The organism is Bradyrhizobium sp. CCBAU 51627, assembly GCF_028128765.1.
Taxonomy (GTDB): domain Bacteria; phylum Pseudomonadota; class Alphaproteobacteria; order Rhizobiales; family Xanthobacteraceae; genus Bradyrhizobium.
Map to the genome: position 1 here is coordinate 70,405 of NZ_LBJG01000023.1, position 26,360 is coordinate 96,764.

At 63.4% G+C, this 26,360-nt stretch carries 25 protein-coding genes and 1 pseudogene; 10 read left to right on the top strand and 16 right to left on the bottom strand.

Annotated features, from left to right (window positions below; translation table 11 throughout):
* Nucleotides 1–10 precede the first annotated feature (10 nt).
* The 4 genes from htpG to XH88_RS12170 all read right to left on the bottom strand — a co-directional run bounded on the left by htpG (nt 11) and on the right by XH88_RS12170 (nt 4,271).
* The gene (htpG, locus tag XH88_RS12155; protein WP_271615599.1) at nt 11–1,885 is read right to left on the bottom strand and encodes a molecular chaperone HtpG; all 1,875 of its coding nucleotides are present in this window, start codon (nt 1,883–1,885) and stop codon (nt 11–13) included.
* A 125-nt stretch (nt 1,886–2,010) separates the two neighbouring features.
* Entirely contained in the window at nt 2,011–2,442 is a 432-nt protein-coding gene (locus XH88_RS12160) for a hypothetical protein (protein ID WP_271615600.1), read from the bottom strand.
* 266 nt (nt 2,443–2,708) lie between these two features.
* On the bottom strand, nt 2,709–3,308 hold the full coding sequence (locus XH88_RS12165; RefSeq protein WP_271615601.1) for a nuclear transport factor 2 family protein: 600 nt from the start codon (nt 3,306–3,308) through the stop codon (nt 2,709–2,711).
* Nucleotides 3,309–3,464: 156 nt separating this feature from the next.
* On the bottom strand, nt 3,465–4,271 hold the full coding sequence (locus XH88_RS12170; RefSeq protein ID WP_164938909.1) for a response regulator: 807 nt from the start codon (nt 4,269–4,271) through the stop codon (nt 3,465–3,467).
* A gap of 219 nt (nt 4,272–4,490) precedes the next feature.
* Between XH88_RS12170 and XH88_RS12175 the strand changes: the two genes are divergently transcribed.
* Nucleotides 4,491–4,724, top strand: coding sequence for a NepR family anti-sigma factor (locus XH88_RS12175; RefSeq protein ID WP_271615602.1), 234 nt, complete (start codon nt 4,491–4,493; stop codon nt 4,722–4,724).
* Nucleotides 4,724–5,272 (top strand): sigma-70 family RNA polymerase sigma factor, encoded by a 549-nt coding sequence (locus tag XH88_RS12180; RefSeq protein WP_092288831.1) that lies wholly within the window; start codon nt 4,724–4,726, stop codon nt 5,270–5,272. The genes XH88_RS12175 and XH88_RS12180 overlap by 1 nt, the downstream gene beginning before the upstream one ends.
* A gap of 88 nt (nt 5,273–5,360) precedes the next feature.
* Here XH88_RS12180 and XH88_RS12185 read toward each other — a convergent pair whose 3' ends face one another.
* The 8 genes from XH88_RS12185 to XH88_RS12220 all read right to left on the bottom strand — a co-directional run bounded on the left by XH88_RS12185 (nt 5,361) and on the right by XH88_RS12220 (nt 14,434).
* Nucleotides 5,361–6,074, bottom strand: coding sequence for a nitroreductase (locus XH88_RS12185; protein WP_271615603.1), 714 nt, complete (start codon nt 6,072–6,074; stop codon nt 5,361–5,363).
* Nucleotides 6,075–6,201: 127 nt separating this feature from the next.
* Nucleotides 6,202–7,446: an acyl-CoA dehydrogenase gene (locus XH88_RS12190; protein WP_271615604.1), complete on the bottom strand. Its 1,245-nt coding sequence runs from the start codon at nt 7,444–7,446 to the stop codon at nt 6,202–6,204.
* Nucleotides 7,447–7,583: 137 nt separating this feature from the next.
* Nucleotides 7,584–8,828 carry an acyl-CoA dehydrogenase gene (locus XH88_RS12195; protein WP_271615605.1) on the bottom strand — a complete coding sequence of 415 codons (1,245 nt, stop codon included), beginning with the start codon at nt 8,826–8,828 and terminating at the stop codon, nt 7,584–7,586.
* Between the two features lie 14 nt (nt 8,829–8,842).
* Nucleotides 8,843–9,970, bottom strand: coding sequence for an acyl-CoA dehydrogenase family protein (locus XH88_RS12200; protein WP_271615606.1), 1,128 nt, complete (start codon nt 9,968–9,970; stop codon nt 8,843–8,845).
* 138 nt (nt 9,971–10,108) lie between these two features.
* The gene (locus XH88_RS12205; protein WP_271615607.1) at nt 10,109–11,980 is read right to left on the bottom strand and encodes an AMP-binding protein; all 1,872 of its coding nucleotides are present in this window, start codon (nt 11,978–11,980) and stop codon (nt 10,109–10,111) included.
* Nucleotides 11,981–12,024: 44 nt separating this feature from the next.
* A complete protein-coding gene (locus tag XH88_RS12210) occupies nt 12,025–12,831 on the bottom strand; it encodes an enoyl-CoA hydratase/isomerase family protein (RefSeq protein ID WP_271615608.1) in 807 nt (268 codons plus the stop codon).
* A gap of 185 nt (nt 12,832–13,016) precedes the next feature.
* Nucleotides 13,017–13,775 carry an SDR family NAD(P)-dependent oxidoreductase gene (locus tag XH88_RS12215; protein ID WP_271615609.1) on the bottom strand — a complete coding sequence of 253 codons (759 nt, stop codon included), beginning with the start codon at nt 13,773–13,775 and terminating at the stop codon, nt 13,017–13,019.
* Between the two features lie 56 nt (nt 13,776–13,831).
* Nucleotides 13,832–14,434 carry a TetR family transcriptional regulator gene (locus XH88_RS12220; protein ID WP_442868442.1) on the bottom strand — a complete coding sequence of 201 codons (603 nt, stop codon included), beginning with the start codon at nt 14,432–14,434 and terminating at the stop codon, nt 13,832–13,834.
* A gap of 210 nt (nt 14,435–14,644) precedes the next feature.
* Between XH88_RS12220 and XH88_RS12225 the strand changes: the two genes are divergently transcribed.
* Entirely contained in the window at nt 14,645–15,817 is a 1,173-nt protein-coding gene (locus XH88_RS12225; RefSeq protein WP_271615610.1) for an acetyl-CoA C-acetyltransferase, read from the top strand.
* Between the two features lie 184 nt (nt 15,818–16,001).
* Nucleotides 16,002–17,546 (top strand): acyl-CoA synthetase, encoded by a 1,545-nt coding sequence (locus tag XH88_RS12230; protein WP_271615611.1) that lies wholly within the window; start codon nt 16,002–16,004, stop codon nt 17,544–17,546.
* A 3-nt stretch (nt 17,547–17,549) separates the two neighbouring features.
* On the opposite strand, the gene XH88_RS12235 is transcribed toward XH88_RS12230, so the two are convergent.
* Complete coding sequence (locus tag XH88_RS12235; protein WP_271615612.1) at nt 17,550–18,092, bottom strand: methylated-DNA--[protein]-cysteine S-methyltransferase; 543 nt, start codon at nt 18,090–18,092, stop codon at nt 17,550–17,552.
* Nucleotides 18,093–18,538: 446 nt separating this feature from the next.
* Between XH88_RS12235 and XH88_RS12240 the strand changes: the two genes are divergently transcribed.
* From XH88_RS12240 to XH88_RS12260, 5 genes and pseudogenes are all read left to right on the top strand, one after another.
* Complete coding sequence (locus XH88_RS12240; RefSeq protein WP_271669050.1) at nt 18,539–19,351, top strand: alpha/beta fold hydrolase; 813 nt, start codon at nt 18,539–18,541, stop codon at nt 19,349–19,351.
* A gap of 155 nt (nt 19,352–19,506) precedes the next feature.
* Nucleotides 19,507–20,184 carry a GntR family transcriptional regulator gene (locus XH88_RS12245; RefSeq protein WP_271615613.1) on the top strand — a complete coding sequence of 226 codons (678 nt, stop codon included), beginning with the start codon at nt 19,507–19,509 and terminating at the stop codon, nt 20,182–20,184.
* Nucleotides 20,185–20,326: 142 nt separating this feature from the next.
* Nucleotides 20,327–21,127, top strand: coding sequence for a phytanoyl-CoA dioxygenase family protein (locus XH88_RS12250; RefSeq protein ID WP_271615614.1), 801 nt, complete (start codon nt 20,327–20,329; stop codon nt 21,125–21,127).
* 159 nt (nt 21,128–21,286) lie between these two features.
* Nucleotides 21,287–22,600 carry an NAD(P)H-dependent oxidoreductase gene (locus XH88_RS12255; RefSeq protein WP_271615615.1) on the top strand — a complete coding sequence of 438 codons (1,314 nt, stop codon included), beginning with the start codon at nt 21,287–21,289 and terminating at the stop codon, nt 22,598–22,600.
* Between the two features lie 84 nt (nt 22,601–22,684).
* Nucleotides 22,685–23,056 (top strand): annotated as a pseudogene (locus XH88_RS12260) (ABC transporter substrate-binding protein); the annotation flags it as partial.
* Between the two features lie 154 nt (nt 23,057–23,210).
* Here the strand turns inward: XH88_RS12260 and XH88_RS12265 are convergent.
* The 3 genes from XH88_RS12265 to XH88_RS12275 are packed head-to-tail and all read right to left on the bottom strand — an operon-like array spanning nt 23,211 to nt 25,606.
* Nucleotides 23,211–23,405, bottom strand: coding sequence for a DUF2783 domain-containing protein (locus XH88_RS12265; RefSeq protein ID WP_271615617.1), 195 nt, complete (start codon nt 23,403–23,405; stop codon nt 23,211–23,213).
* The gene (locus tag XH88_RS12270) at nt 23,402–25,039 is read right to left on the bottom strand and encodes an FAD-dependent oxidoreductase (RefSeq protein ID WP_271615618.1); all 1,638 of its coding nucleotides are present in this window, start codon (nt 25,037–25,039) and stop codon (nt 23,402–23,404) included. Before XH88_RS12270 ends, XH88_RS12265 begins: the two co-directional genes overlap by 4 nt.
* 24 nt (nt 25,040–25,063) lie before the next feature.
* A complete protein-coding gene (locus XH88_RS12275; RefSeq protein ID WP_271615619.1) occupies nt 25,064–25,606 on the bottom strand; it encodes a VOC family protein in 543 nt (180 codons plus the stop codon).
* A 125-nt stretch (nt 25,607–25,731) separates the two neighbouring features.
* Here XH88_RS12275 and XH88_RS12280 point away from each other — a divergent pair, with 125 nt between their 5' ends.
* Nucleotides 25,732–26,193 carry a MarR family winged helix-turn-helix transcriptional regulator gene (locus XH88_RS12280; protein WP_271615620.1) on the top strand — a complete coding sequence of 154 codons (462 nt, stop codon included), beginning with the start codon at nt 25,732–25,734 and terminating at the stop codon, nt 26,191–26,193.
* Nucleotides 26,194–26,360 lie beyond the last annotated feature (167 nt).

The window sequence follows — 26,360 nt, forward strand, 5'->3', positions numbered from 1 at the left end:
TGGGCTCACGTCAGCCCAGCCCCTGCAGCACCAGACGGTTCAGCCTTGCCGCAAACGCAGCCGGATCCTCCGGCAGCTCGCCATCCAGAATCTGCGCCTGTTCGAGCAGGAGCAGGCTGAGGTCGTCGACCGTCTTCGAGCCCGCTTGGGCCCTGGTGATCGCCGTGACCATGGGGTGACGCAAATTGATTTCCAGGATCGGCTTGGTGCGCATGCCGCGGTTCTGCTGCGCAAGAATGCGCTCGAGCTCGCGGCTCGGCCCCTGGCTGTCGGCGACGAGGCAGGAGGCGGAATTGGTGAGGCGGGTCGAAGCCTTGACGTCGCTGACGCGCTCACCGAGCGCCGCCTTGATCACCGCGATGGTCGCGGCCTCGTCCGCCGCCGGCTCATCCGTCTTCGCCTTGTCCTTTTCGTCGACGCGCGGGATCAGGTCGAGATTGAGGTCGCCCTGGCTCAGCGACTTCAGCGGCTTGCCCTCGAACTCCGTCGGCATCGAGGTCCAGAACGCATCGACCGGATCGGACAGCAGCAGCACCTCGATGCCGCGCGCGCTAGCTGCTTCCAGCCGAGGACTGGACTTCAGCCGCTCGATGCTGTCGCCGACGATATAATAGATCTCGGTCTGGTTTGGCTTGAAATCGGCGACGACGTCCTTGAGCGCGCGCTTCTCGCCGGTCGTGGTTGTGAAGCGCGACAACGCCAGCAGTTTTTCGCGGCGCTCGAAATCCTCGTAGATGCCCTCTTTCAGTACCGCACCGAACGCATCCCAGATCTTGGCGAAGCTCTCTGCGTCCTTCTCGGCGAGACTTTCGAGCTCATTGATGACGCGGGTCGCCACGGCTTTGCGGATCTGCGCCAGCTGCGGATTGTTCTGGAGCATCTCGCGCGAGATGTTGAGCGGGAGATCCTCGCTGTCGACGACGCCGCGGATGAAACGCAGATAGCCCGGCAGCAGGTCGGCGTCGTCGGTGATGAAGACACGGCGGACATAGAGCTTGACGCGGCCTTTGCGGTTCGGCTCGAACAGGTCGAACGGCTTGGCCGACGGCGCGAACAGCAGCACCGCGTAGGAGTAGCGCCCCTCGGCGCGGTAGTGCAGCGTCATCGCCGGATCGTCGAAGGCGGACGCGATCTGCTGATAGGCCTTCTTGTAGTCTTCTGCCGTCAATTCGGATTTCGGGCGCTGCCATAGCGCGCTCGCCGAATTGATCTGGCGCGGCTCGCCTTCTTCCGGCACGAGTTCGATGGGGAAGAGGATATTGTCGGAATAGGCACTGACAATACGCTCGATCTCGAAAGCTTCGAGGTATTTCTTCGCATCGTCCTTCAGGTGCAGCACGATCTCCGTGCCGCGCGTCACGCGTGCGGCCTCCTCGTCGCTGGCCCGCGCAATCTCGAAACCGGAGCCGCCGGAGGACGTCCAGCTCCAGACGTCGCTCTCGCCGGCACGGCGGCTGATCACGACGATCTTCTCGGCGACCATGAAGGCGGAATAGAAGCCGACGCCGAACTGGCCGATCAGACCAAGGCCGTCCTTGGCCTCCTTCAGCTTCGATACGAAGGCCTTGGTGCCGGAGCGGGCGATGGTACCGAGATGATCGATGAGCTCCTGCCGCTCCATGCCGATGCCGTTGTCGGCAATCGTTAGCGTTGCCGCCGCCTTGTTCGGCATGATGCGGATCTTGAGCGCGTCACCCTCGCCGAGCAGGGCCGGATTGGCGATCGCCTCATAGCGCAACTTATCGCAGGCATCCGAGGCGTTAGAGACGAGCTCGCGCAGGAAGATGTCGGTCTCCGAATAGACGGAATGCACCATCAGGTGCAGAAGCTCGGAAACCTCGGCTTGGAAAGGCTGCGTATGCGTAGCCGTATCGGACGTCGTCATGCGTTTACCCAGTCAATCGGAAATGGAGAAAGCCGGGATATAGCGCGATGGGATAGGGGATCAAGTGGACGCGCACAACCACCCTCGCGAAAAGAGAGTGGGCTTTGCGCGCGGGCCGACGCAGATCAGGTCACGCAGCGGCCGGGCTGGAGCAGTTTTGCAACCTCGGTCAGGGAGCTGACCATCGGCTCGCAGGCAATCGTCGGCCTGCGGTCCGGCTTCAGCAGCGTGGGGGCCGGCTTGGCATTGCCGGTCTCGATGGCGGCGGGAAGGCGAAGCAGCACCGACGTGTCAGGCAGGTCGTTCAGCCGCATCGAGACGGTGCGAGTGGGAACCGGAGCCGGCTTCGGGTCGGCCAGGCGGTCAGCCTTGCCGGTACGGTTGACATTGTGACTTACGACGTTGCGACCTGCGGTTTGGCCGGGCTGGTCGGCGAGCGCCTGCCAGCGATCAGCCAGATCATGCCCGGAGGAAAGTTGCACGGCGCCAACCTGGACGGCGCCAAGCGTCGCAACGATAGCGACGGCGCCGAAAAATACCTTTTGAATCTGTGGCATGGCTTGTCCGTCCCTGGCCCCATGGCGATCGTGGGAACAACGCGAGCGGAGGGCCGGAGTTTCCCAAGGGTTAAGATCACTTAACCGTGTGCGAAAAAGGCCTCGCTCCGGAAAAATTTTGCAACCGTCTGGAACGACTCTCGGGCTTGGGAGTCGTTTCAACAGCCGGCTATTCCCCCCTGCCCCATAAGCCGGCGACGTAGGGCGCGACTGTGGTGATGCCAGTCGCGCCTTACTTTTGTCTGGGGCTCACTTTCGCCTGCTGACTATTTGGCTTTCCCCGCCAGCCAGTCCCGTCCCTCGCCATAGAGCTTCTCGACCTCGAGGCCGATCAGGCCCGGCATGTCGCGCTTGACCTTGTAGCCGATCAGCTCCTGCATGTAGGCGAGATGCCGGTAGCCTTCAGGCAACGCGGCGAGCGTCTGCTGGTCGAGGCGGAGCGTCGCGGCGGGATCGACCGGATCGATCCTGTCCTTCTCGTAGATCGGCTGGCGGCGGACGATGCCCCACTGGCCTTTTCGCTTCTCCAAGAAATCGTAGAAGCGCCCGGTGCAGACGACGTCGCAGAGCACGTCGTGCACCAGGGCCCGCTGCGAGATCGTCATCTTGGTTTGCGCAATGGCACGCTCGCCCGAAAGCTCGATGCTGGTGCCGCCAAGGAAATGCAGGATACGCACGCCCTTGGCAAAGCCTTCCTGGCTCACCCGCATGAAATCCCGCGCCGGCCCCTGAAACCAGGTGGCGGACATCCAGCCTTCCTCGTGCCAGACGGTGGCAAAACGCTCCCAATCACCGGCGTCGCGCCAGACCGCCCAATTCTCGACGAGATCGCGGATGGCGAGGCGGTCGACGAGTTGCTGGTCCATGAGCACGTCTCCCATTCGTGGTGGTGCACGAGGTATGGGCGGCGTACGCGGCGCGCGTCAAGCGGGTACGAGAAATCCGGCGCGCCTTGCAGCACGCCGGATCAGATCGTCATCGTCAAATGGCGCGCCCTTTGCCGTTACGCGGCCGGCGCCTTGTTAAGCCGCAGGTGCCTTCGGTGCGCGGTTACGCGAGTTACGCTGGAAGAACAACGCCTGGCTCGCCACCGCCGACACCATCGCGGGCTGGAACGGTTTTGAGATCAGGAAGGCCGGCTCCGGACGCTCGCCTGTCAGGAAGCGCTCCGGATAGGCGGTGATAAACACCACCGGCACCTCGAAGGTGCGGAGCAGTTCGTTGACCGCATCGAGGCCCGACGAACCGTCGGCAAGCTGGATGTCGGCGAGGATGAGGCCCGGCCGCTTGTTCTTGGCCAGCGCCACCGCATCGGCGTGAGTGCGCGCGACGCCGACGACATTGTGGCCGAGATTCTTCACCAGGCTCTCGAGGTCCATGGCGATAAAGGTCTCGTCCTCGATGATCAGGACGTCGGTCGCGATCTCGGCCGCCATCTCGCGGCCGGCCGCGTCGGCCAGCCGCCGCGTCTCGGCAACATCGGTCGCGAGAATGTAGGCAACTTCCTCTTCCGAAAATCCTTCGAGCGAGAGCAGCAGGAAGGCCTGTCGCGGCAGCGGCGTGATGTTGGACAACCGCCGCTCCGGTGGCATGGGCAGGGTCGCCACCTCGGCGTCGTCATTGACCGAGACCGAATTCCAGATCTGAGTGAACAGCCGGAATAGGCCGGCCCGCGGGCCATGGGTCTCGTCGAGCACCGACGGATCCCCCAGCATGGCCTCCAACATGGCTGCGACATAGGCGTCGCCCGAGGCCTGGCTGCCCGTCAGGGCGCGCGCATACCGGCGCAACAACGGCAAGTGTTCAGCAACGAGCTGTGAACGGGACATCCCGACTCCATTCCTCATTAGGCCAATCTCGAAGATCAGGCGGCACGAGGGGCGGCCCGGGTTCCCCCGCTGGCTGACTACGCCCCAACATAAGAAAAGTTCCGCCGAGGGGGGAACTTTTTATCGAACCTGGAATTGTGCCTATCCAGGGAACGGCTCCCGGTTGAGAAAATTTCTCTATTTTGCAGTCACTTAACTCGGGGAAACGTGGAACAGGTCATGAAAGATCTCAAGTCTCAAGCCAGCAAAAGCACGACCCCCGGGAAGGGAGGGCTCACGCCGGAGATCCAATCCCGGATTGGGCACCAACTGCGCGCCATGTACGATGACGTTGTCCGGCAGGGGGTCCCGGACCGCTTCGCGGAGCTCATCAAGAAACTTGATGCGCCGGGCGGTGGATCTCCAAATGAGAATGAGGCTGGGGGCTCCAACGACAACCATGGGAGGGATTAATGCCTCTCACGAATTCCCTGCGTGACGACATCCTCGCGGCTGTGCCGAGCCTGCGCGCGTTCGCGATCTCGCTCAGCGGTAATGCGGACCGCGCCGACGATTTGGTACAAGAAACGCTGTTACGCGCTCTCGCCAATATCGACTCGTTCCAGCCCGGCTCCAACCTGCCCGCATGGCTGTTCACGATCCTGCGCAACCTGTTCCGTTCCGACTATCGGAAGCGACGGCGCGAGGTCGAGGATGCGGAGGGCAATTACGCCAAGACGCTGAAGACGCAGCCCTCGCAGAACGCCCATCTCGAGTTCGAGGAATTTCGGACCGCGCTCGACAAGCTTCCGCAGGACCAGCGCGAGGCCTTGATCCTGGTCGGCGCCTCCGGCTTCTCCTATGAGGACGCGGCCTCGATCTGCGGCTGCGCGGTCGGTACCATCAAGAGCCGCGTCAACCGCGCGCGCTCGAAGCTTGCGGCGCTGCTCTATGTCGACGGCGCCGAAGACTTCGGACCCGACGAGACCGTGCGCGCCGTGATCGGCGGCAGCGGCGGATAGCGCGTCAATCGACTTGAGATCACTGCAATCGAGGCGGCCGCTTACGCGGCCGCCTCGATACGCGTGTGGCTGACTGATGTTCGCTCGGTTACTTCTCGACGAATGTTACCGTGTCGGCAACGCTCGCGCGCGAAGTGCGGTAGCTGTTGACCTTGTGCTCGACGTCGGCATAGCCGAATGAAATGCCGCAGACGACACGGCGATCGTCGGAGAGGTTGAAGTGGCGGCGGATCAGGCCGGAATGGCGCGCGAGCGCCGCCTGCGGGATCGTGCCGAGCCCGAGAGCCTGGGCAGCGAGCATGAAATTCGAGACATAAGCCCCGCAATCGATCGCGCCGTAAATGCCGAGGGGCTCGTTGGTGTGAATGATCGCCACATGCGGCGCGCCGAAGAAATTGTAATTCTCCAGCGCCTGCTTGGCATAGGCCGTCTTGTCGCCGCGGGCGATGCCGAGCGTGTTGTAGAGCTGGAAGCCGCTCTCGCGGCGACGCTCGAGATAGACCCCGACATATTCGCGCGGCGGGGTGAAATCATAATCATCGCCGAGACCACCCGAAGCCTCCTTGTAGATCAACTGGCGGAAGCGTTCCTTGGCCTCTCCGCTGGCGATGATGACTTGCCAGGGTTGGCTGTTGCACCATGACGCGGTGCGCTGCGCGGTCGTCAGCACATGCTCGATGGTGGCGCGGTCGACTTCCTTCGGCAGGAAAGCGCGAACGGAGTAGCGTTCGTTAAGGAGCTCCTCGAGCACGCCGATCCGATCTTCCGTGGAGTGGCGGGCGTTGGATACTTTGGCGTCCATGGCTTGCCTCGCTTTCGTGCCCCGGACGCAGCGCAGCGCTTCTTCAGCGGTGCGGCTGCAGAGCCGGGGCCCATTGTGGCCCCCTGGGTCCCGGCTCGCGCTTCGCGCGGCCGGGACACGAGAATCTTCACCGTCCCTTGGTCGGAATCTTGTTGTACGGCACATCCTTGTCGACGCGGATGTCGCCGGGCAAGCCCAGCACCCGCTCGGCGATGATATTACGCAATATCTCATCGGTGCCGCCGGCGATGCGCATCGAGGGTGAGGACAGCAGCATCTGCTGGAACTGGCCCTGCACCGTCTCCTCGTCGCTGCCGGTGAGAACACCTGCCGCGCCTTGCAGGTCCATGGCGTAGGTTGCGATGTCCTGCAGCATCATGCCCGAGACCAGCTTGCCGATGGAATTTTCCGGACCCGGCCGCTCACCTTTCGACAGCGCCGAGATCGCGCGGTAGCTGGTGTATTTCAGCCCGCTCGACTTCACGGCCCAGCTCGCAAGTTTCGAGCGCACGGCGGGATCGTCGATTGCGGGGCCATCCTCCAGCATCAGATTCGAGCAGAATTCGAACATTTCCGGGACGCCGGTCGCAAGCCGTGCGCCGATCGACATGCGCTCGTTCATGAGCGTGGTCAGCGACACGCTCCAACCTTCGCCGACGGCGCCCAACCGCTGATTGTCGGGAATCACGACGTCGGTGAAATAGACCTCGTTGAACTCCTGCATGCCGTTGGCCTGCTTGATCGGCCGCACCTCGACGCCGGGGCTCTTCATGTCCAGGAAAAACATGGTGAGTCCCTTGTGCTTGGGCACGTTCGGGTCGGTCCGCGCGATCAACAGACCGTAGTCGGAATAGTGCGCGCCAGACGTCCATATCTTCTGGCCGTTGACGACCCAATTGTCGCCTTTCTTCTCCGCGCGCGTGCGCAGGCCCGCGACGTCGGAGCCGGCCGACGGCTCGGAGAACAATTGGCACCATATCTCCTCGCCGGAGGCCAGCTTCGGCAGGTACCGGCGTTTTGCATCTTCGCTGCCCCAGGCCATCACGGTCGGGCCGCACATGCCCTCGCCGATCTGGAACGGCTGCGTCAGCTTGCCGTAGACGCCCTCCTCCTGCTGCCAGATCACACGCTCGATCGGCGTGGCGCCGCGGCCGCCATATTCGCTGGGCCAGTGCAGGCAGGCCCAATTGCCTTCGAACTTCTTCTTCTGCCAGGCCTTGCCGACCTCGACCATGTCGTGCTTGGCAAGCCTGATGCGGCCGAGCGAGGATTTTGACAGCTCCTGCTCGAACTCCTTCGGTGCGTTCGCAGCGATCCATTTGCGCGCGGTCTCGCGGAATGCGGCTTCCTGCGCGGTGTCGTCGAAATTCATCTTCGAACTCTCCTCTCTCGTGCCCCGGACGCTGCGCAGCGCGAAGCGGTGCGCTGCAGAGCCGGGCCCATCTGCAATTTCTAGGTCCCGGCTCTGCGAAGCAGCGCTATGCGCTGCATCGCGTCCGGGACACGAACTCATCTTCCCCTGGTCGGGATCTTGTTGAACGGCACGTCCTTGTCGACACGGATATCCCCTGGCAGGCCCAGCACCCGCTCGGCGATGATGTTGCGCATGATCTCGTCGGTACCGCCTTCCACGCGCGTGCCCGGCGCACGCAGCAGCATGGCCTGGAAACGGCCGGCGAGCTCGGCATCCTCCGGGCCACTAACGACGCCAGCGGCGCCTTGAAGGTCGAGCGCATAGGTTGCGACATCCTGGATCATCGAACCCGCCACCAGCTTGCCGATCGAATTTTCCGGCCCCGGTCGCTCGCCCCTCGACAGCGCGGAGATTGCGCGCATGCTCGTGTATTTCAACCCGCTCGCCTTCACCGCCCAGTTCGCCAGCTTCGAACGTACAGCACGATCCTCGATCGCCGGCCCACCGTCGAGCATCAGGCTCGAACAATATTCGAACAACTCGGGAAAGCCCGTCGAGACGGCCGCGCCGATCGCGCTACGCTCGTTCATCAGCGTGGTCAACGAAACGTTCCAACCGTCACCGACCTCGCCGAGACGCTGGTGGTCGGGGATGCGGACGTTGGTGAAATAGACCTCGTTGAAGTCGGAGGCGCCACTCGCCTGCTTGATCGGCCTGACCTCGACACCAGGGCTCTTCATGTCCAGGAAGAACATGGTGAGACCCTTGTGCTTGGGTACAGTCGGATCGGTGCGGGTGAGCAGGATCCCGTAGTCGGAATAATGCGCGCCGGATGTCCAGATCTTCTGGCCGTTGATGATCCAGTCGTCGCCGTCCTTCTCGGCGCGCGTGCGGAGGCCTGCGACATCGGATCCGCCGGCTGGTTCGGAGAACAGCTGGCACCAGACCTTCTCACCGGAGGCGAGCGGCGGCAGATAGGTGCGCTTGTGCTCTTCGCGCGCGAACGCCATCATGGTCGGCCCGCACATGCCGTGACCGATGATGAACATGCGGGAGAGCTGGCCGAACGGCCCCTCTTCCTGCTGCCAGATCACGCGCTCGATGGGGGACGAGCCCCGGCCGCCATACTCCTTCGGCCAGTGCAGGCAGGCCCAGCCGGCATCGGCCTTCTTCTTCTGCCAGGCCTTTGCGACTTCGAGAATGTTGGCGTTCTTGAGCACGGTGCGGCCGAGCGACGATTTGCGTAGCTCGTCCTCATACTGCTTCGGCGCATTGGCAGCGATCCAGGCGCGGGCGGCAGCTCGAAATTCGGCTTCCTGCGGCGTGTCGTCGAAGTTCATATCGTGTCCTTCGCTTACGCCGCGTTCTTCTTGCGCATGCGCTCGATCAGCTGGTCTTCCCAATAGTTAAGGCTGCCGAGCCCGAGCGCCATCGCGTTGGCGCGGCGGTAGTACATGTGGCAGTCGAACTCCCAGGTAAAACCCATGCCGCCGTGAACCTGGATGTTGTTCTTGGCGCAGTGCTGGAAGGCCTGCGTCGCGCTGATGCGCGCGGCGGCAGCGGCCTCAGGCAGCTCAGCCGCATTGGTTGAGAGCGCCCAGGCGCCGTAATAGCTGTTGGAGCGCGCCAGTGTCGCCGAGACATACATGTCCGCCAGCATGTGCTTGATCGCCTGGAACGAGCCGATCTGACGGCCGAAGGCGATACGATCAAGCGCGTAGTCGCGGCCCATTTCCAGCGCACGGTCGGCACCACCGACCTGCTCAAAAGCGCACAGCACCGCGGCGCGATCGAGTACCTGGGTGAGAATGCTCCAGCCCTCGCCGGCGGCGCCGAGCGACTCTGCCTTGTAATCCTTGAAAGTGATCTCAGCCTGCCCGCGGGTCGGATCAAGATTGGTGAGGCCTTTGATCTCGACGCCCCCAGCTTTCAGATCGACCAGGAACAGCGAGATGTCGCTCTCACGTCCGCTCGATCCCGTACGCGCAGCGACGACGGCGAAGTCGGCGATGGCACCGTCGGCCACCGGCTTCTTGACACCGTTGAGTACACCATTCGCGGCCGTCAGCTTGACGTTCTTCGGCGCCGGATTGCCCTTGCCCTCGAACAGCGCCAGCGTGCCGATCGCCTCGCCCGAGGCGATCGCCGGCAGCCACTTCTTCTTTTGCGCGTCGCTGCCAGCGATCAGCAGCGCTTCCGCGGCGAGATAGACGGTGGAGGAGAACGGCACCGGCGCATTGGCCCGGCCCATCTCCTCCGCAATCACGCAGAGCTCGAGATGGCCGGCGCCGGCACCGCCGAACTCTTCGGGGATCGCGACGCCGAGAAAGCCCATCTCGGCGAGACCCTTCCACAGCTGCTTGTCGTAAGGCGCCTTGCCGTCGAGCACGACGCGTACTGCCTTGGGCGAACATTTCTCGGTGAGGAACTTGCGCGCCTGATCGCGGAGCTGCTTCTGGTCGTCAGAGAAATCGAAGTTCATGGCGGCTTACCCTTTTTCTTGCTGTCATTCCGGGGGGGGCGACGCAGTCGCGAACCCGGAATCTAGAGGTCACTCACTCATCTCGAGATTCCGGGTTCGCCGCTGCGCGGCACCCCGGAACGACGAATTAAGTCGCATTCATCGCAGCACAATCACATCCTGGTCCGGCTTGTCGGCATAAAGCCGCTCCACCAGCGCCGCGCGACGTTCGAGGCCGGCGCGCTGGTTGATGTAGCCCTTGTCGGTGAGCTCGTTGCCGTCGATCGAGGGAGGCTCGGCCATCAGCATCGCACGCGCGATGATGCGGCTGCTGGCGCCTTCGCACTCCCGATTGTGCGCTTCGAGCCCGAGCTTGAAGCAGGCGATCACCTCGGGGTGCTTCACCGCGTCCTCGAAGCTGAGATCGGCCTTGCCGACGAGCTGACGGCAGGCGTGCAGATTCGGCCAGGCCAGCAAACCGATGAAGGCACGGTCCTGCCCCGCGACCAGCGCATCGTGCACGACCGGAGTCGCCGCAGCGATGGCATCGGTACGCAGCGAGCCGACATGCACGAAGGTGCCGGTGGTGAGCTTGAAGTCTTCGACGACACGGCCGGCAAAGATAATTCCCTGCACGGGATCCTGAGCATTGACGAAGATGCCGGCATCGCCAATGCAATAAAAGCCTTCCTCGTCGAACATTTTCTTCGTGAGATCGGGCTGGCCGAAATAGCCGGGCGTGACGTTGACGCCGCGCAGGCGCAGCTCGTATTTCGAACCGCACGGCACCATCTTCAATTCGACGCCGGGGAATGGCAGACCGATCAGGCCGACTCGCTCGGTGTCCCAATAGGTGCCGGTCGAAGTCGGCGCGGTCTCGGTCGAGCCCCAGCCGGTGTAGAACACGATTCGCTCGCCGGTGGCCTTCACGGCGAGGGCCTGCATGCGCTCGTAGAGATCGTCCGGCAGCCGCGCGCCGCCATATGCCATGATCGACAGGTTCTTGAAGAACGACCGGCAGAGCGCGTCGTCCTTCTCCATGGCGGCGGCGAGCGCGGCATAGCCCGCCGGCACATTGGCGTAATAGGTCGGAGAGATCTCGCGCAGATTCTTGATGGTCTCTTCCAACTGTCCCGGCATCGGCCGACCGTCGTCGATATAGAGCGTGCCGCCATCAACCAGCACCGGATGGAACGCAGCGTTGCCGCCCATGGTGTGATTCCACGGCATCCAGTCGAGCACCACCGGCAGCGGGCCGCCCGCGGTGCGTGGCCGCACCTGCATCATCATCGCCGCATTGGCGCACATCATTCGCTGCGTGTTGATGACGGCTTTGGGCATGCCAGTCGAGCCTGATGTGAACAGCAGCTTGCCAACGGTATCAGGCGTAATTTTCGCCACCGAATCCTCGACGTCTTTCGTCACCGGCGTGGCCGCGAGTTCGGCGAAGCCGACGCTCTTGATGCCCTCGCAGGGACGGACGACGTGAACCACAGTGACGCCGGTGAGATCGAGTGACTTCAACGCCTTCTCGAAGGTCGGACCGTCCTGCACCATCACCACGGCCGGCTTGATCAGGTTGAACAGGTACTTCAGCTTGACGTGGTCGTGGCTCATCAGCGAGTAGGCCGGCGACACCGGCGCTGCGGGGACGCGCGCCTGCATCGCAGCCTGCGTCATCAGCGCGTGCTCGATCGAATTGCCGGAAAGGATCGCGACCGGGTGCCCCTCAAGCTTCAGATTCAGCAGCGCCTGCGTCAGCGCATCGACCGTGCGCTTGGCTTCACCATAGGAGACCTTGCGCCACTCGCGATTGGGACCGCCGCGCTGCGCCAACCAGATGCGCTCGGGTGCTTCCGACGCCCATTTGGCCAGCGAGGCCGGGAGGTGCTTCTCGTAGGCTTGCAGCGGGATGCGCGACTTCAGCACCAGCGTGCCGTCAGCGCGGCGCTCGACGTCGATGTCGCGCTTCAGCCACTCGACCTTGCGAAAGGCAGGCTTTGACATCACCGCCGCCGCGCTTCCACTCATTTTGCGTCTCCCGGAATTACTGTCCTTGGCGGATCTTGGTCGTCTCAGCGCTTGATATAGACAGGCTTTCGCTTCTCAAGGAAGGCCCTGATGCCTTCCGAAAATTCCTCGGAGCGACTGCATAGGACCTGGTTGCGGTCCTCCATCGCGATCACCGCCTCCAGCGATCCCGCATCGATGCTCATGTTGAGGCATTCCTTTGACAGGCGCAGCCCCACCGGCGAGGCCGTCATCATCGCATCGACGTAGGGCTCGGCCGCGGCGTCGAGCTTGTCTTCATCGACGACCTCGGAGACAAGCCCGACCGCAAGCGCGCGCTCGGCGCCGATGAAGCGGCCGGTGAGGATCAACTCGGACGCGACGGAGACGCCGACGAGCCGCGGCAGAAAATAGCTGGTACCGATGTCACAACCGCCGAGTCCAAGCTTGATGAAAGCGCAGTTCATCCGCGCCGACTTCGTTGCGATGCGGATGTCGGAGGCTAGTGCCAGCGCAAAACCGCCGCCGGCTGCCGCGCCTTGAACCAGCGACAGGATCGGCTGCGGACAGCGCCGCATCAGCATCACGATGTCGGCGATGCGACGTTGCGAGTCCAGGGATACCGTGACGCCGGGCGGCTCCTGTTGCCCGGCCCGGCGCGCCATCGCCGCCTTGAGGTCGAGACCTGCGCAAAAATCCTTGCCGGCACCTTTCAAAACCACGACTCGCGTGTCGCAATTGCGCTGCAGGCCCTGGAAATAGACGTTGAGCGCATCGATCAGTGCAGGATCGAGCGCATTGAGGCGGTCAGGACGATTGAGCGTCACCCGGTCGACGCCATCGTCATGCTCGATCAGCAGCGGTTGGGACATGGGGCGCTCCTGCATCCGCTCTTCCAATGGCGGTTATTGCGCCCTCTCCCCTTGTGGGAGAGGGCATGTACATCGCTGACCACATACTCGCTTGGATGAGGGTCTGTCTCCGCGGAGAGAACCCCTCATCCGGCGCTCCGCGCCACCTTCTCCCACAGGGGGAGAAGGAAAGAAGGTCAACGGAATTACCGCGGCGCCATACGAATGGCGCCGTCGAGACGGATGGTTTCGCCGTTGAGCATCGCATTCTCGACGATGTGGACGGCAAGCGCGCCGTACTCCTTGGCGTCGCCGAGGCGCGAGGGATGCGGCACCTGGGCGCCGAGACTGTTGCGCGCTTCCTCGTTGAGGCCCATCAGCAGCGGCGTGAAGAACAGACCGGGGGCGATGGTGTTGACGCGGATCTTCTGGCTCGCGAGGTCGCGCGCGGCCGGCAGGGTCAAGCCGACGACCCCGCCCTTCGAGGCCGAATAGGCAATCTGGCCGATTTGGCCTTCGTAAGCGGCAACCGAAGCCGTGTTGATGATGACGCCGCGCTCTTCACCGACAGGCTCGATGGTGACGAGGCGCTCGGCAAACAGACGCAGGCAGTTGAAGGTGCCGATCAAATTGACGTTGATGATGCGGGCGAACTTTTCGAGCGGGTAGACGCCGTCGCGGCCGACGATGCGCTGCGAGCCGCCGATACCGGCGCAATTCATCAGCACGCGGGCGACCCCATGCGCAGCTTCCGCCTTGGCGATCGCCGCCTTGATCTGCTCCTCGCTGGTGACATCGGCATGAAGCGCGATGCCCTTCACCTCGGCGGCGACCCTTTCGGCGTTCTCCTTGTTCTGGTCGATCACGCCGATCTTGGCGCCCTTGGCGGCCATGGCGCGAGCGGTCGCTTCTCCGAGACCCGAACCACCACCAGTGATGAGAACGGCGACGTCTTTCAATTCCATGACAGGCTACCTTTCCTTGGACGTTTCTTCTCTAGACTTTGACAGAGATGGCCGGATCATCCGGCCGCAGCAGCTTCCCCGGCTTGCGTGAGGATGCCGCCGCAGATCAGCGTTTCCATGTGCTTGATGTAATGCCGGCAGACGTCATCGGTGACCGGACCGACGCCGGTCGCACGAGACATCGCGTGCCGGCCGAAGAACAGATGATCGCAAGCACCGATCAGGCTGGTGTAGAACAGCACCGGATCGGTCTGGCGGAACTCACCGCGGCTGACGCCTTCAGCCAACAGCCGGCGATGAAAGTCGAGCAGGGGCGCGACGAAGAATTTCGAGACTTCATCAGCAGAACCGGCCACGCTCTCGTGCAAGAGATAATGGATCAGCCGGTTCATGTACGGAAACCGGTGATAGGCACGGATGATGCCGGCGATATGCAGCTTCAGCTTCGCCGTCGATGTGATCGGCTGGGCCAGCAGATATTCGAGATTGGACATCTCAGTTGCGGCGTCGCGCGCGAGCAGCGCCAGCAGGAGGCCGTCCTTGTTGCCGAAATGGTATTTGACCAGCGCGGCATTGGCACCCGACTTCTGCGCGATGTCGGAGAGCGATATCTCGATCGACGAGCGTTCGATCATCAATTCGCTCGCGGCCACGAGCAATTTCTCCGCCGTGGAATTTTTCCCGCTCGGGAGCCGGTTCGTTGCGCTGGTGGCCACGGAGATCTCTGTTCTCGCCGCTTGAAGCTGGCGCAGATAAGCGCAAGCAGCGCCTCATCACAAGAGTTAATTGATCGATTGACTAAACGATCATCCGTCTCTTAAATCCAACCCCGACAACCACTCCAAACAAGAATCCCGGGAGAAACCGACATGGCCGAGGCTTACATCGTCGCCGCTGCGCGCACCGCGGGCGGGCGCAAGGGGGGCCGCCTCGCCGGCTGGCATCCGGCTGATCTCGCAGCAAAAGTGCTGGACGAGCTGGTCGATCGCACCAAGGTCGATCCTGCCCTGGTCGAGGACGTAATCATGGGCTGCGTGATGCAGGTCGGCGAGCAGTCCAACAACGTCGCGCGCAACGCAGTCATGGCGTCAAAACTGCCCGAGAGCGTTCCGGGAACCTCGATTGACCGCCAGTGCGGCTCCTCGCAGCAGGCGCTGCACTTCGCGGCGCAAGCCGTGATGTCCGGCACCATGGACGTGGTGATCGCCGCCGGCGTGGAATCGATGACCCGCGTGCCGATGGGCCTGTCCTCGCAGCTCCCGGCCAAGAACGGGTTTGGCAATTACAAGAGCCCGGGCATCGAGGCGAAGTATCCGAACATCGTGTTCAGCCAGTTCACCGGCGCCGAGATGATGGCCGAGAAGTACGGCCTGTCGAAAGACGATCTCGACGAATATTCCTACCAGAGCCATCAGCGCGCGATCGCGGCGACCCAAGCCGGTCACTTCAAGAAGGAGATCGTGCCGCTCGAGATCGTCAGAGCCGACGGCAGCAAGGACGTCCACCACATCGACGAAGGCATCCGCTTCGACGTCACCCTCGACGGCATCAAGGGCGTCAAGCTGATCGCCGAGAACGGCAAGTTGACGGCCGCCAGCGCCAGCCAGATTTGCGACGGCGCCTCCGGCGTCATGGTCGTGAACGAGCGCGGCCTCAAGCAGCTCGGCGCCAAGCCGCTCGCGCGCATCCACCACATGACCATGACCGGTGGCGATCCCGTCATCATGCTCGATGCCCCGCTGCACGCCACCAAGAAGGCGCTCGAAAAGGCCGGCATGAAGATCGACGACATCGACCTCTTCGAGGTCAACGAGGCCTTCGCCTCGGTGCCGACCGGCTGGCTGAAGACCACCGGCGCCGATCCGGCCCGCCTCAACGTCAATGGCGGCGCCATCGCGCTCGGCCATCCGCTCGGCGGTTCCGGCACCAAGCTGATGACGACGCTGGTCCATGCCCTGCACCAGCGCGACAAGCGCTACGGCCTGCAGACCATGTGCGAAGGCGGCGGCATGGCGAATGTGACGATCGTGGAGCGGCTGTAAGGGGTCGTTGCAGCGCTCAAGCGTTGCCGCAATAAAGGTGTCGTCCCGGCGAAGGGACCCATAACCACGGAAGGCCGTGGCTATGCAGGGCTCGGGCGACATCGCGTTCCAACCATTTGGTTCGGTGGTTATGGATCCTGGCCTTCGCCGGGATGACACCTATGTTGTTGCGAGACCAACTTCCATGACTCACCCCTCAGTCTACGCAAAGACCACACCGAACAAGATCGCCTATCAGATGGCCGGGACCGGCAAGGCGATCACCTATCGCGAGCTCGACGAGCTCTCGAACCAGGGCGCGCAACTGTTTCGCTCGCTCGGCCTGAAGGCCGGCGACCACATCGCGCTGCTGATGGAGAACCGCCTCGCCTTCATGGAGATCTGCTGGGCGGCACAACGGAGCGGGCTCTACTACACCGCGATCAGCCGCTATCTGAAGCAGGACGAGATCGATTACATCATTGCCGATTGCGGCACCAAGGTCGTGATCACCACGCCGAAATGCGCCGACCAGATCAAAAGCCTGATCAAGGGGACGGCGAGCGAGCCGATCTTCTACATGGTCGACGAGCCCCTGCCCGGCTTCCGCTCCTATGACAAGGAAGCGGCGGCGCAGCCGACCACGCCGATCGCCGACCAGGTTGCCGGCTACGACATGCTGTATTCGTCGGGAACGACGGGCCGCCCCAAGGGCATCAAGAAGGCGTTCGAGGGCAAGCCGATCGACGAGCCGAACGCGTTCCTGCGCGTGCTGTGCGCTGGCATGTGCGGCATGAATGCCGACACCATCTACCTGTCGCCCGCGCCGCTCTATCATGCGGCTCCGCTGCGCTTCAACATGATGGCAATCGTGCTCGGCGGCACGTCCATCATCATGGAGCATTTTGATGCCGAGGATTTCCTCAGACTCGTCGAGACGTACAAGGTCACGCAATCGCAGCTCGTGCCGACCATGTTCGTGCGCATGCTGAAGCTGCCAGACGAGTTACGCGCCAAGTACAACGTCTTGACGTTGAAGGGCGCGATCCACGCCGCAGCGCCCTGCCCGGTCGACGTCAAGGCAAAGATGATCGAATGGTGGGGGCCGATCCTGATCGAGTATTACGCCGGTTCGGAAGGCAATGGCGTCACCGTCTGCAATTCGCAAGAATGGTTGGAACATCGCGGCAGCGTCGGCCGCGCCGTGGTCGGCAAGATCAAGATTCTGGACGAGAACGACGAGGAGCAGCCGACAGGCGAAATCGGCACGGTCTATTTTGCCGATGCGCCTGTATTCAGCTATCACAACGACCCTGAAAAGACGAAGAAGGCCTACAACGCCAAGGGTTGGTCAACGCTCGGCGACGTCGGCTATCTCGACAAGGATGGCTTCCTCTTCCTCACCGATCGCAAGTCCTACATGATCATCTCCGGCGGAGTGAATATCTATCCGCAGGAGACCGAGGACGTCCTGATCACCCATCCTGATGTCGCCGACGTCGCGGTGTTCGGCGTGCCGAACGAGGAGATGGGGGAAGAGGTCAAGGCCGTGGTGCAGCCGCACGACATGACGCGCGCCGGCAAGGGGCTAGAAGCCGAACTGATCGCCTACTGCAAGACGCGCCTCTCGGCGATCAAATGCCCGCGCTCGATCGATTTCGAGGCCGAACTGCCGCGCACGCCGACAGGCAAGCTGGTGAAGCGACATTTGCGCGACCGGTATTGGCCGAAGGCGGTGGCCAAGATTTGAGCCTCAATCGAACAAACTCGGCGTGTGGTTCACCAGCGCGCCTTCGATCTCGAGCATCTTCAGCTTGGTCACCACGCCGCCATTGGCCGAAAAGCCGCCGGGCTTGTTACCGGCCGCGAGCACACGATGGCAGGGCACGACGATCGGGCACGGGTTGCGGCCGAGCGCCTGGCCGACATCGCGCGATAGCTGCACGCCGCCAAGCTGCTTGGCGATGTCGCCATAGGTGACCGTCTTGCCGGGCGGAATGGCCCGGGCAATCTCGTAGACGCCGCGGTTGAACTCCGGCACGCCGTCGAGATCGAGTTCGATATCGGTGAGGTCATCGTGCTCGCCCGCGAGCAATTTTGTCATGCGGTCGATCGCCTGCTGCACTTCAGGAGTCGGCTCGGCTTCGGTGGCATCGGCGTGGCGCTGGGTGATGCGGGTGCGGATCTTCTGCTCGCCGCCCATCGGGAGCTGCGTGCCGTTGATGCCGCGCGGGCCCCAGGCGATGGCGCAGAGGCCGATCCTGGTGTCGAACAGGGCAAAATGCTGGTCGGTCATGGCTTGGTTCCTGGACTAGCGTCGTTGCATGCCCCCAATGTGATCTCGGCTCAAATCTAAGCTTGGAAATAGTTGCGATCCACCCGGTTTCCGGGAATCTTGCACAGGAGTTCCGCCCGCCTCGCGAGTCCAAAATGCAAAGCCGCCACGTCAACGGTTACGACATGCCCTATCTCGACGTGGGCGAAGATCGGGGCCGACCGCCGCTGGTCTGCGTGCATGGCTCATTGTCCGACTTCCGCGTCTGGGGCTGCGTGCTCGGGCCGCTGACGCAGCGGCATCGGGTGATCGCCGTCAGTCTGCGGCACTTCTTCCCGGCAAAATGGGATGGTGTCGGCGATACCTATTCGATCGCCCAACATGTCAGTGACGTCATCGCCTTCATCGAGAAGCTTGGCGCCGCAAAGATATTCCGAAGTGGTCCTGGATTTCCTGGCGAGCTGATCATGCAGAGCTTTCGCGTCAACGGTTACGACATGGCATATCTCGAGATCGGCGAGGGCCGTCCGCTGGTCTGCGTGCACGGCACGCTCGGCGATTTCCGCACCTGGTATTCGGTGCTCGGGCCGCTGTCGAAGAACCATCGCGTGATCTCGGTCAGCCTGCGGCATTTCTTTCCCGAACATTGGAATGCCGTCGGCGACGACTACAAGATGGCCCAGCACGTGGCCGATGCGATCGCATTCATCGAGCAGGTTGAGTCCGGGCCGGTCGATCTGATGGGACATTCGCGCGGCGGGCACATCGCCTTTCGCATCGCGCAGGCGCGGCCTGATCTGCTGCGCAGGCTGGTGCTGGCCGAGCCCGGCGGCGATCTCGACGCCAGCCTGCCGCTGCCGGAGGGCGCCCCCGCATATCCGCCGCTCGCCGCCAAGACAATGCGCTCGGTGGAGATGATCCGCGCCGGCGACATCGAGGGCGCGCTGCAGAACTTCTACGAAGGCATCGAGGGCGACGGCTCCTGGCGGCGCGTGCCGGCGGCCGCAAAGCAGCAGCTGCGCGACAACACGCTCACCTTGCTCGGCCAGATCAATGAGCAACGCCGGCCCTATACACTGGCGGATGCACAGACGATCAGGACCCCGACGCTGCTGATCGGCGGTGGCGCGACCACCGGCAGCCTGTCAGTGATGTGGCGCGTACTGGCCGAACACATCGCGGGAGCGCAGACGGCGGTGATCCCCAATGCCGGCCACTGGATGTTCGAGCAGGCGCCGGAGGCGTTCGGAGAGGTGGTGAGCCGCTTCCTGGCCGAATAGGTCGGCGCCTCAGCCGCCGAAAACAACCCCATGCACAGTAGACCACCCCAATAAAATCAATGGCTTACCGATCCATATCGCGTCGGCATTGACGGCCCTTCCCTCCCGCGCTACCTTCGAATACGGAATTCCGTATTCCATTTGGGGCCGCCGGCGTGATCCCTCTCGACCCGCTCCCGAACCTGATCGACCAGGTCTATGCCCGGATTCTGGAGGCGATCTCTGATCGCACGCTTCAGCCCGGCCAGCGCATCAGGCAGAACGAACTCGCCGACAAGCTCGGCGTGTCGCGCCAGCCGGTGTCGCATGCGCTGCATCTGTTGCATCGCCAGGGCCTCGTCGCCGAGAGCGGCAGGCGCGGCTTTGAAGTCACCCAGCTCGATCCCGCGCGCATTCGCCAGCTCTACGAAGTGCGCGGCGCCATCGATGCGCTCGCAGCCAGGCTAGCCGCCGAACGTGCGGCGACCGACGCCGCAGGTCGCGCGCGGCTCGACGCGGCGCTCGCCGCCGGCCGTCGCATCGATCGCAAGACTGAGCTCGCCGAGCTGATTACGCTCGACGTCGATTTTCATCGCGCGATCTATCAGCTCGCCGGCAATCCCGTGATCGAAGAGACGATCACGCCGCAATGGCCGCATATGCGCCGCTCGATGGCGACGGTGCTGTCGGAGCTCGATTATCGCGGCAGCGCCTGGGCCGAACACGCCGATATTGCCAAGCACATACTTGCGGGCGACGCGGCGGCGGCCGAACGCGCCGCGCTGGCGCATGCACAGACGGCGGGACGAATGACCGAGGAGAGATTGAGGGCGACGGACGTGGTGGCGGCTTAAGCCGCAACCGCTTGCACCGTCATGCCCGGGCTTGTCCCCGGCATGACCGTTCTTCCTTGACGTGGAGCAAAGACGTGGATGGCCGGGTCAAGCCCGGCCATGACGAGAGAGACAACAAATGAAAAAAACAGGAGGACGATCCATGAAATTGTCTCAAGAGCAATTGGAGTTCTTCCATCGCGAAGGCTGGTTGTTCCTGCCCGAACTATTCAGCCAGGAGGAGGTCGATCTGCTTGCGCGCGAGGCGGTCGGCATTTACGACGCCAACCGGCCCGAGGTCTGGCGCGAGAAGAGCGGCGCGCCGCGGACGGCCTTTGCCGCCCATCTCTACAACGAGGCGTTCGGCATCCTGGGCGCGCATCCGCGCATGATCGAGCCGGTCGTGCAGGTGTTCGGTGAGCCCGTCTACATGCACCAGTTCAAGATCAACGCGAAATCGGCTTTCACCGGCGACGTCTGGCAATGGCACCAGGATTACGGCACCTGGAAGCGCGACGACGGCATGCCGGAGCCGCGCGCGATGAACATCGCGATCTTCCTCGACGAGGTGATGCCGATCAACGGCCCATTGATGCTGGTGCCGCGCAGCCAGAATGCCGGCGACCTCGAGGCTTCGCATGACCTCGCCACCACGTCCTACCCGCTGTGGACGCTCGACGAGGACACGGTGACGCGCCTCGTCAAGCAGGGCGGCATCGTCGCGCCGACCGGCAAGCCGGGCGGCATGCTGATGTTCCACGGCAACCTCGTGCACGGCTCGAGCGGCAACATCACGCCCTTCCCGCGCAAGATCGTGTACCTGACGCTGAACGCGGTCTCGAACTATATCCGCACGCCGACGCGGCCGGACTACATCGCGCATCGCGATTTTACCCCGATCAAGACGGTGGATGATGATGCGCTGCTGCGGCTGGCCCGTGCGCCAAGGCAAGCGGCGGAGTAAGACAATCTCGTACCCCGGACGCAGCGCAGCGTCTCTTCGACGATGCGCTGCAGAGCCGGCCCATGCTCCGCGGATAGTTTCTCTCTGGGTCCCGGCGCTGCGGAGCGGCACCTCGCGCCGCACCGCGTCCGGGACACGATCATTGCCAGGACCTCCCCCATGAACCTCTATCATCTCCTCCAGGCCCGCGCCTCCACCGGGAAGCCTGTTCGTGTTGCGCTGATCGGGGCCGGCAAATTCGGCTCGATGTTTCTGGCCCAGGTGCCGCACACGCCGGGGCTGGAGGTGCCCATCATCGTCGACATCGACCGCGACCGCGCGCGCGAGGCCTGTCGCACCGTCGGCTGGAGCGCCGAGCGGATCGCCGCTACCGTTTTTACCGATGACGGTCCACGCGCCATCGCCGGGGGCGCGATGGATGTGGTGGTCGAGGCGACCGGCAATCCCGCCGTCGGCATCCGCCATGCGCGCGCCGCGATCGGGGCGGGCAAGCATATCGTGATGGTCAATGTCGAAGCCGATGTGCTGGCAGGTCCCCTCCTCGCCGAAGAAGCGCGCAAAGCGGGCGTGGTCTATTCGCTCGCCTATGGCGACCAGCCGGCACTGACGGCGGAGATGGTGGACTGGGCGCGCGCGACGGGATTCCGCGTCGTCGCCGCCGGCAAAGGGACAAAATATCTGCCTGTCTATCACGACGTGACGCCTGACGGCGTCTGGCAGCACTACGGTCTGACTGCCGGCGAAGCGCAGTCGGCCGGGATGAATCCGCAGATGTTCAACTCCTTCCTCGACGGCACCAAATCGGCCATCGAGATGGCGGCGATTGCAAATGCCTGCGGACTCGACGTCCCTGCGGAGGGACTTCTGTTTCCGCCCTGCGGCGTCGACGATCTCCCGCACATCATGCGCCCCAGAGATAAGGGAGGCGTGCTGGAGCGATCCGGCGTCGTGGAAGTCGTGTCTTCGCTGGAGCGCGATGGGAGGCCGGTGTTTCGCGATCTGCGCTGGGGCGTCTATGTCGTGCTGGAGGCCCCGAACGATTATGCCGCCGATTGCTTCAGACAATACGGCTTGAAGACGGATGCGAGCGGTCGATATGCCGCCATGTACAAGCCCTACCATCTGATCGGGCTCGAGCTGAACATCTCGGTGCTGTCGGCGGCGCTGCGGGGCGAACCGACCGGACAGCCCCACGGCTTCCGCGGCGACGTCGCTTCGGTGGCCAAGCGCGACTTGCGTGCCGGCGAAATGCTCGACGGCGAAGGCGGCTACACCGTATGGGGCAAGCTGGTGCCGGCGGCCGCGAGCCTGAAGGGGGGTGCACTACCGATAGGCCTCGCGCACCGCGTGATGCTGAAGCGCGACGTTGCGCATGGCGCGGTAGTACGCTGGAGCGATGTCGAGTTCGAGGCGGGCAACGAGACGGTGAAGACGCGCAAGGCCATGGAGGCCGCGTTCGCAGCGCACCATTGACGGCCGGCCGACCGCGCGACCGGCGGCGGGCAGGACATGGTCAAGGAGCAGAACGTCATCGGCATTCCCACCGGCTCGACCGGCGGCAGCGGCCAAGGCCGCAACATCATGAATCTCGACAAATGGAATTCGCTACCCAGGCATTATCAGGCCGCGATCGAGACCGCCTCGCGCGACACCTTCACCTGGGTGACCGGCAAGTACGATGCCGTTAATCCACCGGCGTTGAAACGGCTGCTGGTCGCCGGCGCGATCCTGAAGCCGTTCCCGCAGGAGGTGCTCGAGGGCTGCTACGCCGCGGCGAACGAGATCTACGCCGATCTCGCCAAGAGCAATCCGCATTTCGGCAAGATGTATGCGAGCCTCACCGCCTATCGCGCCGAGTCGCTCGCCTGGATGCAGGTGGCCGAACTCAGCTTCGACAGCTTCATGATGCGGATGCGGACGCGAACGTAGGCAACGCGCCCGTGCTGAAACGACGAAAGCCCCGGAGATATCTCCTGGGCTTTCTGCGCGGCGAATTTTCAATAGCTCGATACGTATGCGATTTCCCCTTCCCACAAGAGGTGGGAACCGCCTCGATCGGAGCTTCAGGCGAGGCTCATAATCTTCAACCGCCGGCGGCGCGAGCGCAGGCGATTGCCTCGGTGAGTACCTTGCGATCGCCGATGTGATTGGCGAGCAGCAGGATCAGCCGGGCATTCATGCGCAGCGCCTGCTCCTCGTCGAGGTTGCGCTGGCTGTTGATCAGCTCGGCATAGAAGTCGTCGGGATTGGCGATGTTCGGTGCGAGGTTGAGCATCATGCCGCAAGCTCCTTCTGACCTGCGCTGTCCTGGCCGGTGGCGCGCAACATCGCCTCGATGATCTTTGCCTCGTCGAATCCCGTCCAGCGGGCGGCGACATATTGGTCGGGCCGGAACAAATAGGTGGTGCCGGGGGACGCGCCATAACGCGCAGCGAGCAAACCGGAGGAATCCTCGATGTCGCGCCCGACGCGAAGGATCCTGGCCGCGAGAGGACCGATCTCGATCACGGTCTTTTCGGTGGCCTTGCCGAAGGTCACGACCGTGAATCCGTTGCCGAGGCAATGGAGGAACCACGAAGGCTTGCCGGCAATGGAAATCGGCGCATCGGCCGCATTGGTGCCGGGCCGCATCTCGCCGACGGCGAGATCCACGTCGGGCGTATTAAGGGCGGAGGTCAGATAGGGCGTCGGCACCGACAGGCGGCCGCTGTTGACCAGCGGTCGCGCGAAGGCGTGATGCTGGGCCAGCTCCAGCACGGCATCGCGGAAATAGCGGCTCACCTTGGTCTTCGGCGTGATGAAGTCGGTGGCGCGGGTCGAGTTCAGGATGTTGTCATCGGCCGCATAGGCCCGCTCTTCGTGATAGCTGTCGAGCAATGCCACCGGCGCTTCGCCACGCAGCACCATCGCGAGCTTCCAGGCGAGATTATCGATGTCCTGGACGCCGGTATTGGCGCCGCGCGCGCCGAACGGCGAGACCTGATGGGCCGCATCTCCGGCAAACAGCACGCGCCCCTGGCGGAAATTGTCGATGCGCCGGCAGGCGAACTGATAGATCGAGACCCATTCGAGCGCGAACTGCGCGCCGTCGCCGAGCATCGCCCGAATGCGCGGGATCACCCGCTCCGGCTGCTTTTCCTCATCGGGATCGGCTTCCCAGCCGAGCTGGAAGTCGATCCGCCAAATGTTGTCCGCCTGCCGGTGCAGCAGGACGGATTGGCCGGGATGGAACGGCGGATCGAACCAGAACCAGCGCTCGGTCGGGAAATCCGCCTTCATGACGACGTCGGCGATCAGAAAGCGGTCCTGGAAGAACTGTCCCGTGAACTCGGCGCCGACCATCTTGCGCGTATCGGAGTTGGCACCATCGCACGCGATCACCCATTGCGCCTCCATGGTGAAAATGCCGTCGGGCGTCTCCACCGCGAGCTTCGCATAGTCGGCGGCCTGCTTCAGGCTGATCAGGCGGTGCTTCCAGCGCAGGTCGATCAGCGGATTGGCCCTGCATTTGGCAACCAGGATCTCCTCCAGGTGATACTGCTGCAGATTGATCATGGCCGGCCATTGGTGGTCGGACTCGGGCAACAGATCGAACTGGTAGGACAGCTGGTCGTGGAAGAAGACCTTGCCGACCTTCCAGCTCACGCCGCGATCGACCATGGGCGTGGCGCAACCCAGCCGGTCCCAGATCTCGAGCGGACGCTTGGCATAGCAGACCGCGCGCGAGCCGATCGAGACGGTATCGTTGTCGTCGAGCACGACGACCGGCTGGCCGCGCGCCGCGCAGTCGAGCGCCGCGGTGAGGCCGATGGGACCTGCGCCGATCACCACGATCGGATGCCGCTTCACAATGCCGTCCGCCTGCTCCTTCGAGCGCAGATAGCCGAACTTCGGATAGATGTAGTTCGTCATGTTCGCTGTCCTGCTGAACCGAAGCTAATGGGCGTCCGCGAACTCCTTCTCGTGCATCCAGGCGGTGTGGCGCGGCGGGCGCTTGGTCCGCGACCATTCCTCGACCATTTCGTGCGCCACCGATTTCATGCGGTCGATCTGCTCCGGCGTGGCAGTCCAGGCCGCGATCTCCAGGCGATGGCCGCTGGGATCGCGGAAATAGATCGACTTGAAGATGGTGTGGTCGGTGATGCCGACGACGTCGAGCCCGACCGCCTCGGCCCGCGCCTTGGCTTCCTCGAGCTCGGCGAGGTCCTTGACCTGAAAGGCGATGTGCTGGGTCCAGTCCGGCGTGTTGGGATCGCGGCCCATCGGCGGCGAATTCGGCAGTTCGAAGAAGGCGAGGATGTTGCCGTTTCCGGCATCCAGGAAGATGTGCATGTAGGGATCCGGCGCCTTGGTGGAAGGCACCTTATCCTCGGCGATGGCGCCGAGCAGATCCATGTCCATGACCTTCTTGTAGAACTCGACCGTGGCCTTGGCATCGACGCAGCGATAGGCGACGTGATGGATCTTCTCGATTTTCATGGCGTTTTGCTCCCTGGATCTGCGATTGCCAATTTCGTAACAGATGTTACTATCTGCTGGATTTGATCTGGATCAATTGGGGTCGGAGAAATTTTGCAGCCTTCGGCACGCGGGTGGACATAGTGATGGGACGTTCGGGCGACACAGCGCAGGCGGCGGCCGAGCTCAACCTGCAGCAATATTTTCCGTATCGGCTGGCGCGCCTGGCCGAGCAGGTGTCGCTCGCGGTTGCCGAGGTCTATTCAGAGCGTTTTTCGTTGACGCGGCAAGAATGGCGCGTGCTGGCGATTCTCGGCGCGCGTCAGGAGATTGCGACCAAGGAAATCGGTCCGCTCACGACGCTCGACAAGATGCAGGTGAGCCGCGCGGTCCAGGGTTTGGAGACGCGCGGCGTCGCGAGCCGCAAACCGCATCCCGACGACCGGCGCGAGTTGATCGTCTCGCTGACATCCGCCGGCCGCGCGCTCTATCGAAAGATCGTCCCTTACGCACGCGAGCGGGAGACGGCGCTGCTGGCGGTGCTCACCGCCGAGGAGGTCGAAGTACTCGACCGCGTGATGCGCAAGATGTCGGCGACTTTGACGTAGCGAACGAGCGACGCCGCAGTTCTAAGCTTGGCTAAGCCGGGCCCACGCGCGCGCTCGGACCGGCAAAGCTTCAGCGCAGACGGCAAGCCAGGGTCATGACAGTACAGCGCGAGGAGGCGCCTTCGTGCCTCGGACGCAGCACAACGTCGGTTCGACGATGCGCTGCG

Coding starts and splice junctions, on each gene's coding strand:
- XH88_RS12165 (WP_271615601.1), bottom strand. CDS start 3,308: ATGGACCAGCAACTCGTCGACCGCCTCGCCATCCGCGATCTCGTCGAG.
- XH88_RS12175 (WP_271615602.1), top strand. CDS start 4,491: ATGAAAGATCTCAAGTCTCAAGCCAGCAAAAGCACGACCCCCGGGAAG.
- XH88_RS12250 (WP_271615614.1), top strand. CDS start 20,327: ATGAAATTGTCTCAAGAGCAATTGGAGTTCTTCCATCGCGAAGGCTGG.
- XH88_RS12170 (WP_164938909.1), bottom strand. CDS start 4,271: ATGTCCCGTTCACAGCTCGTTGCTGAACACTTGCCGTTGTTGCGCCGG.
- XH88_RS12255 (WP_271615615.1), top strand. CDS start 21,287: ATGAACCTCTATCATCTCCTCCAGGCCCGCGCCTCCACCGGGAAGCCT.
- XH88_RS12195 (WP_271615605.1), bottom strand. CDS start 8,828: ATGAACTTCGACGACACGCCGCAGGAAGCCGAATTTCGAGCTGCCGCC.
- XH88_RS12185 (WP_271615603.1), bottom strand. CDS start 6,074: ATGGACGCCAAAGTATCCAACGCCCGCCACTCCACGGAAGATCGGATC.
- XH88_RS12190 (WP_271615604.1), bottom strand. CDS start 7,446: ATGAATTTCGACGACACCGCGCAGGAAGCCGCATTCCGCGAGACCGCG.
- XH88_RS12215 (WP_271615609.1), bottom strand. CDS start 13,775: ATGGAATTGAAAGACGTCGCCGTTCTCATCACTGGTGGTGGTTCGGGT.
- XH88_RS12230 (WP_271615611.1), top strand. CDS start 16,002: ATGACTCACCCCTCAGTCTACGCAAAGACCACACCGAACAAGATCGCC.
- XH88_RS12225 (WP_271615610.1), top strand. CDS start 14,645: ATGGCCGAGGCTTACATCGTCGCCGCTGCGCGCACCGCGGGCGGGCGC.
- XH88_RS12180 (WP_092288831.1), top strand. CDS start 4,724: ATGCCTCTCACGAATTCCCTGCGTGACGACATCCTCGCGGCTGTGCCG.
- XH88_RS12265 (WP_271615617.1), bottom strand. CDS start 23,405: ATGATGCTCAACCTCGCACCGAACATCGCCAATCCCGACGACTTCTAT.
- XH88_RS12240 (WP_271669050.1), top strand. CDS start 18,539: ATGCAGAGCTTTCGCGTCAACGGTTACGACATGGCATATCTCGAGATC.
- XH88_RS12205 (WP_271615607.1), bottom strand. CDS start 11,980: ATGAGTGGAAGCGCGGCGGCGGTGATGTCAAAGCCTGCCTTTCGCAAG.
- XH88_RS12280 (WP_271615620.1), top strand. CDS start 25,732: ATGGGACGTTCGGGCGACACAGCGCAGGCGGCGGCCGAGCTCAACCTG.
- XH88_RS12160 (WP_271615600.1), bottom strand. CDS start 2,442: ATGCCACAGATTCAAAAGGTATTTTTCGGCGCCGTCGCTATCGTTGCG.
- XH88_RS12235 (WP_271615612.1), bottom strand. CDS start 18,092: ATGACCGACCAGCATTTTGCCCTGTTCGACACCAGGATCGGCCTCTGC.
- XH88_RS12200 (WP_271615606.1), bottom strand. CDS start 9,970: ATGAACTTCGATTTCTCTGACGACCAGAAGCAGCTCCGCGATCAGGCG.
- XH88_RS12275 (WP_271615619.1), bottom strand. CDS start 25,606: ATGAAAATCGAGAAGATCCATCACGTCGCCTATCGCTGCGTCGATGCC.
- htpG (WP_271615599.1), bottom strand. CDS start 1,885: ATGACGACGTCCGATACGGCTACGCATACGCAGCCTTTCCAAGCCGAG.
- XH88_RS12270 (WP_271615618.1), bottom strand. CDS start 25,039: ATGACGAACTACATCTATCCGAAGTTCGGCTATCTGCGCTCGAAGGAG.
- XH88_RS12210 (WP_271615608.1), bottom strand. CDS start 12,831: ATGTCCCAACCGCTGCTGATCGAGCATGACGATGGCGTCGACCGGGTG.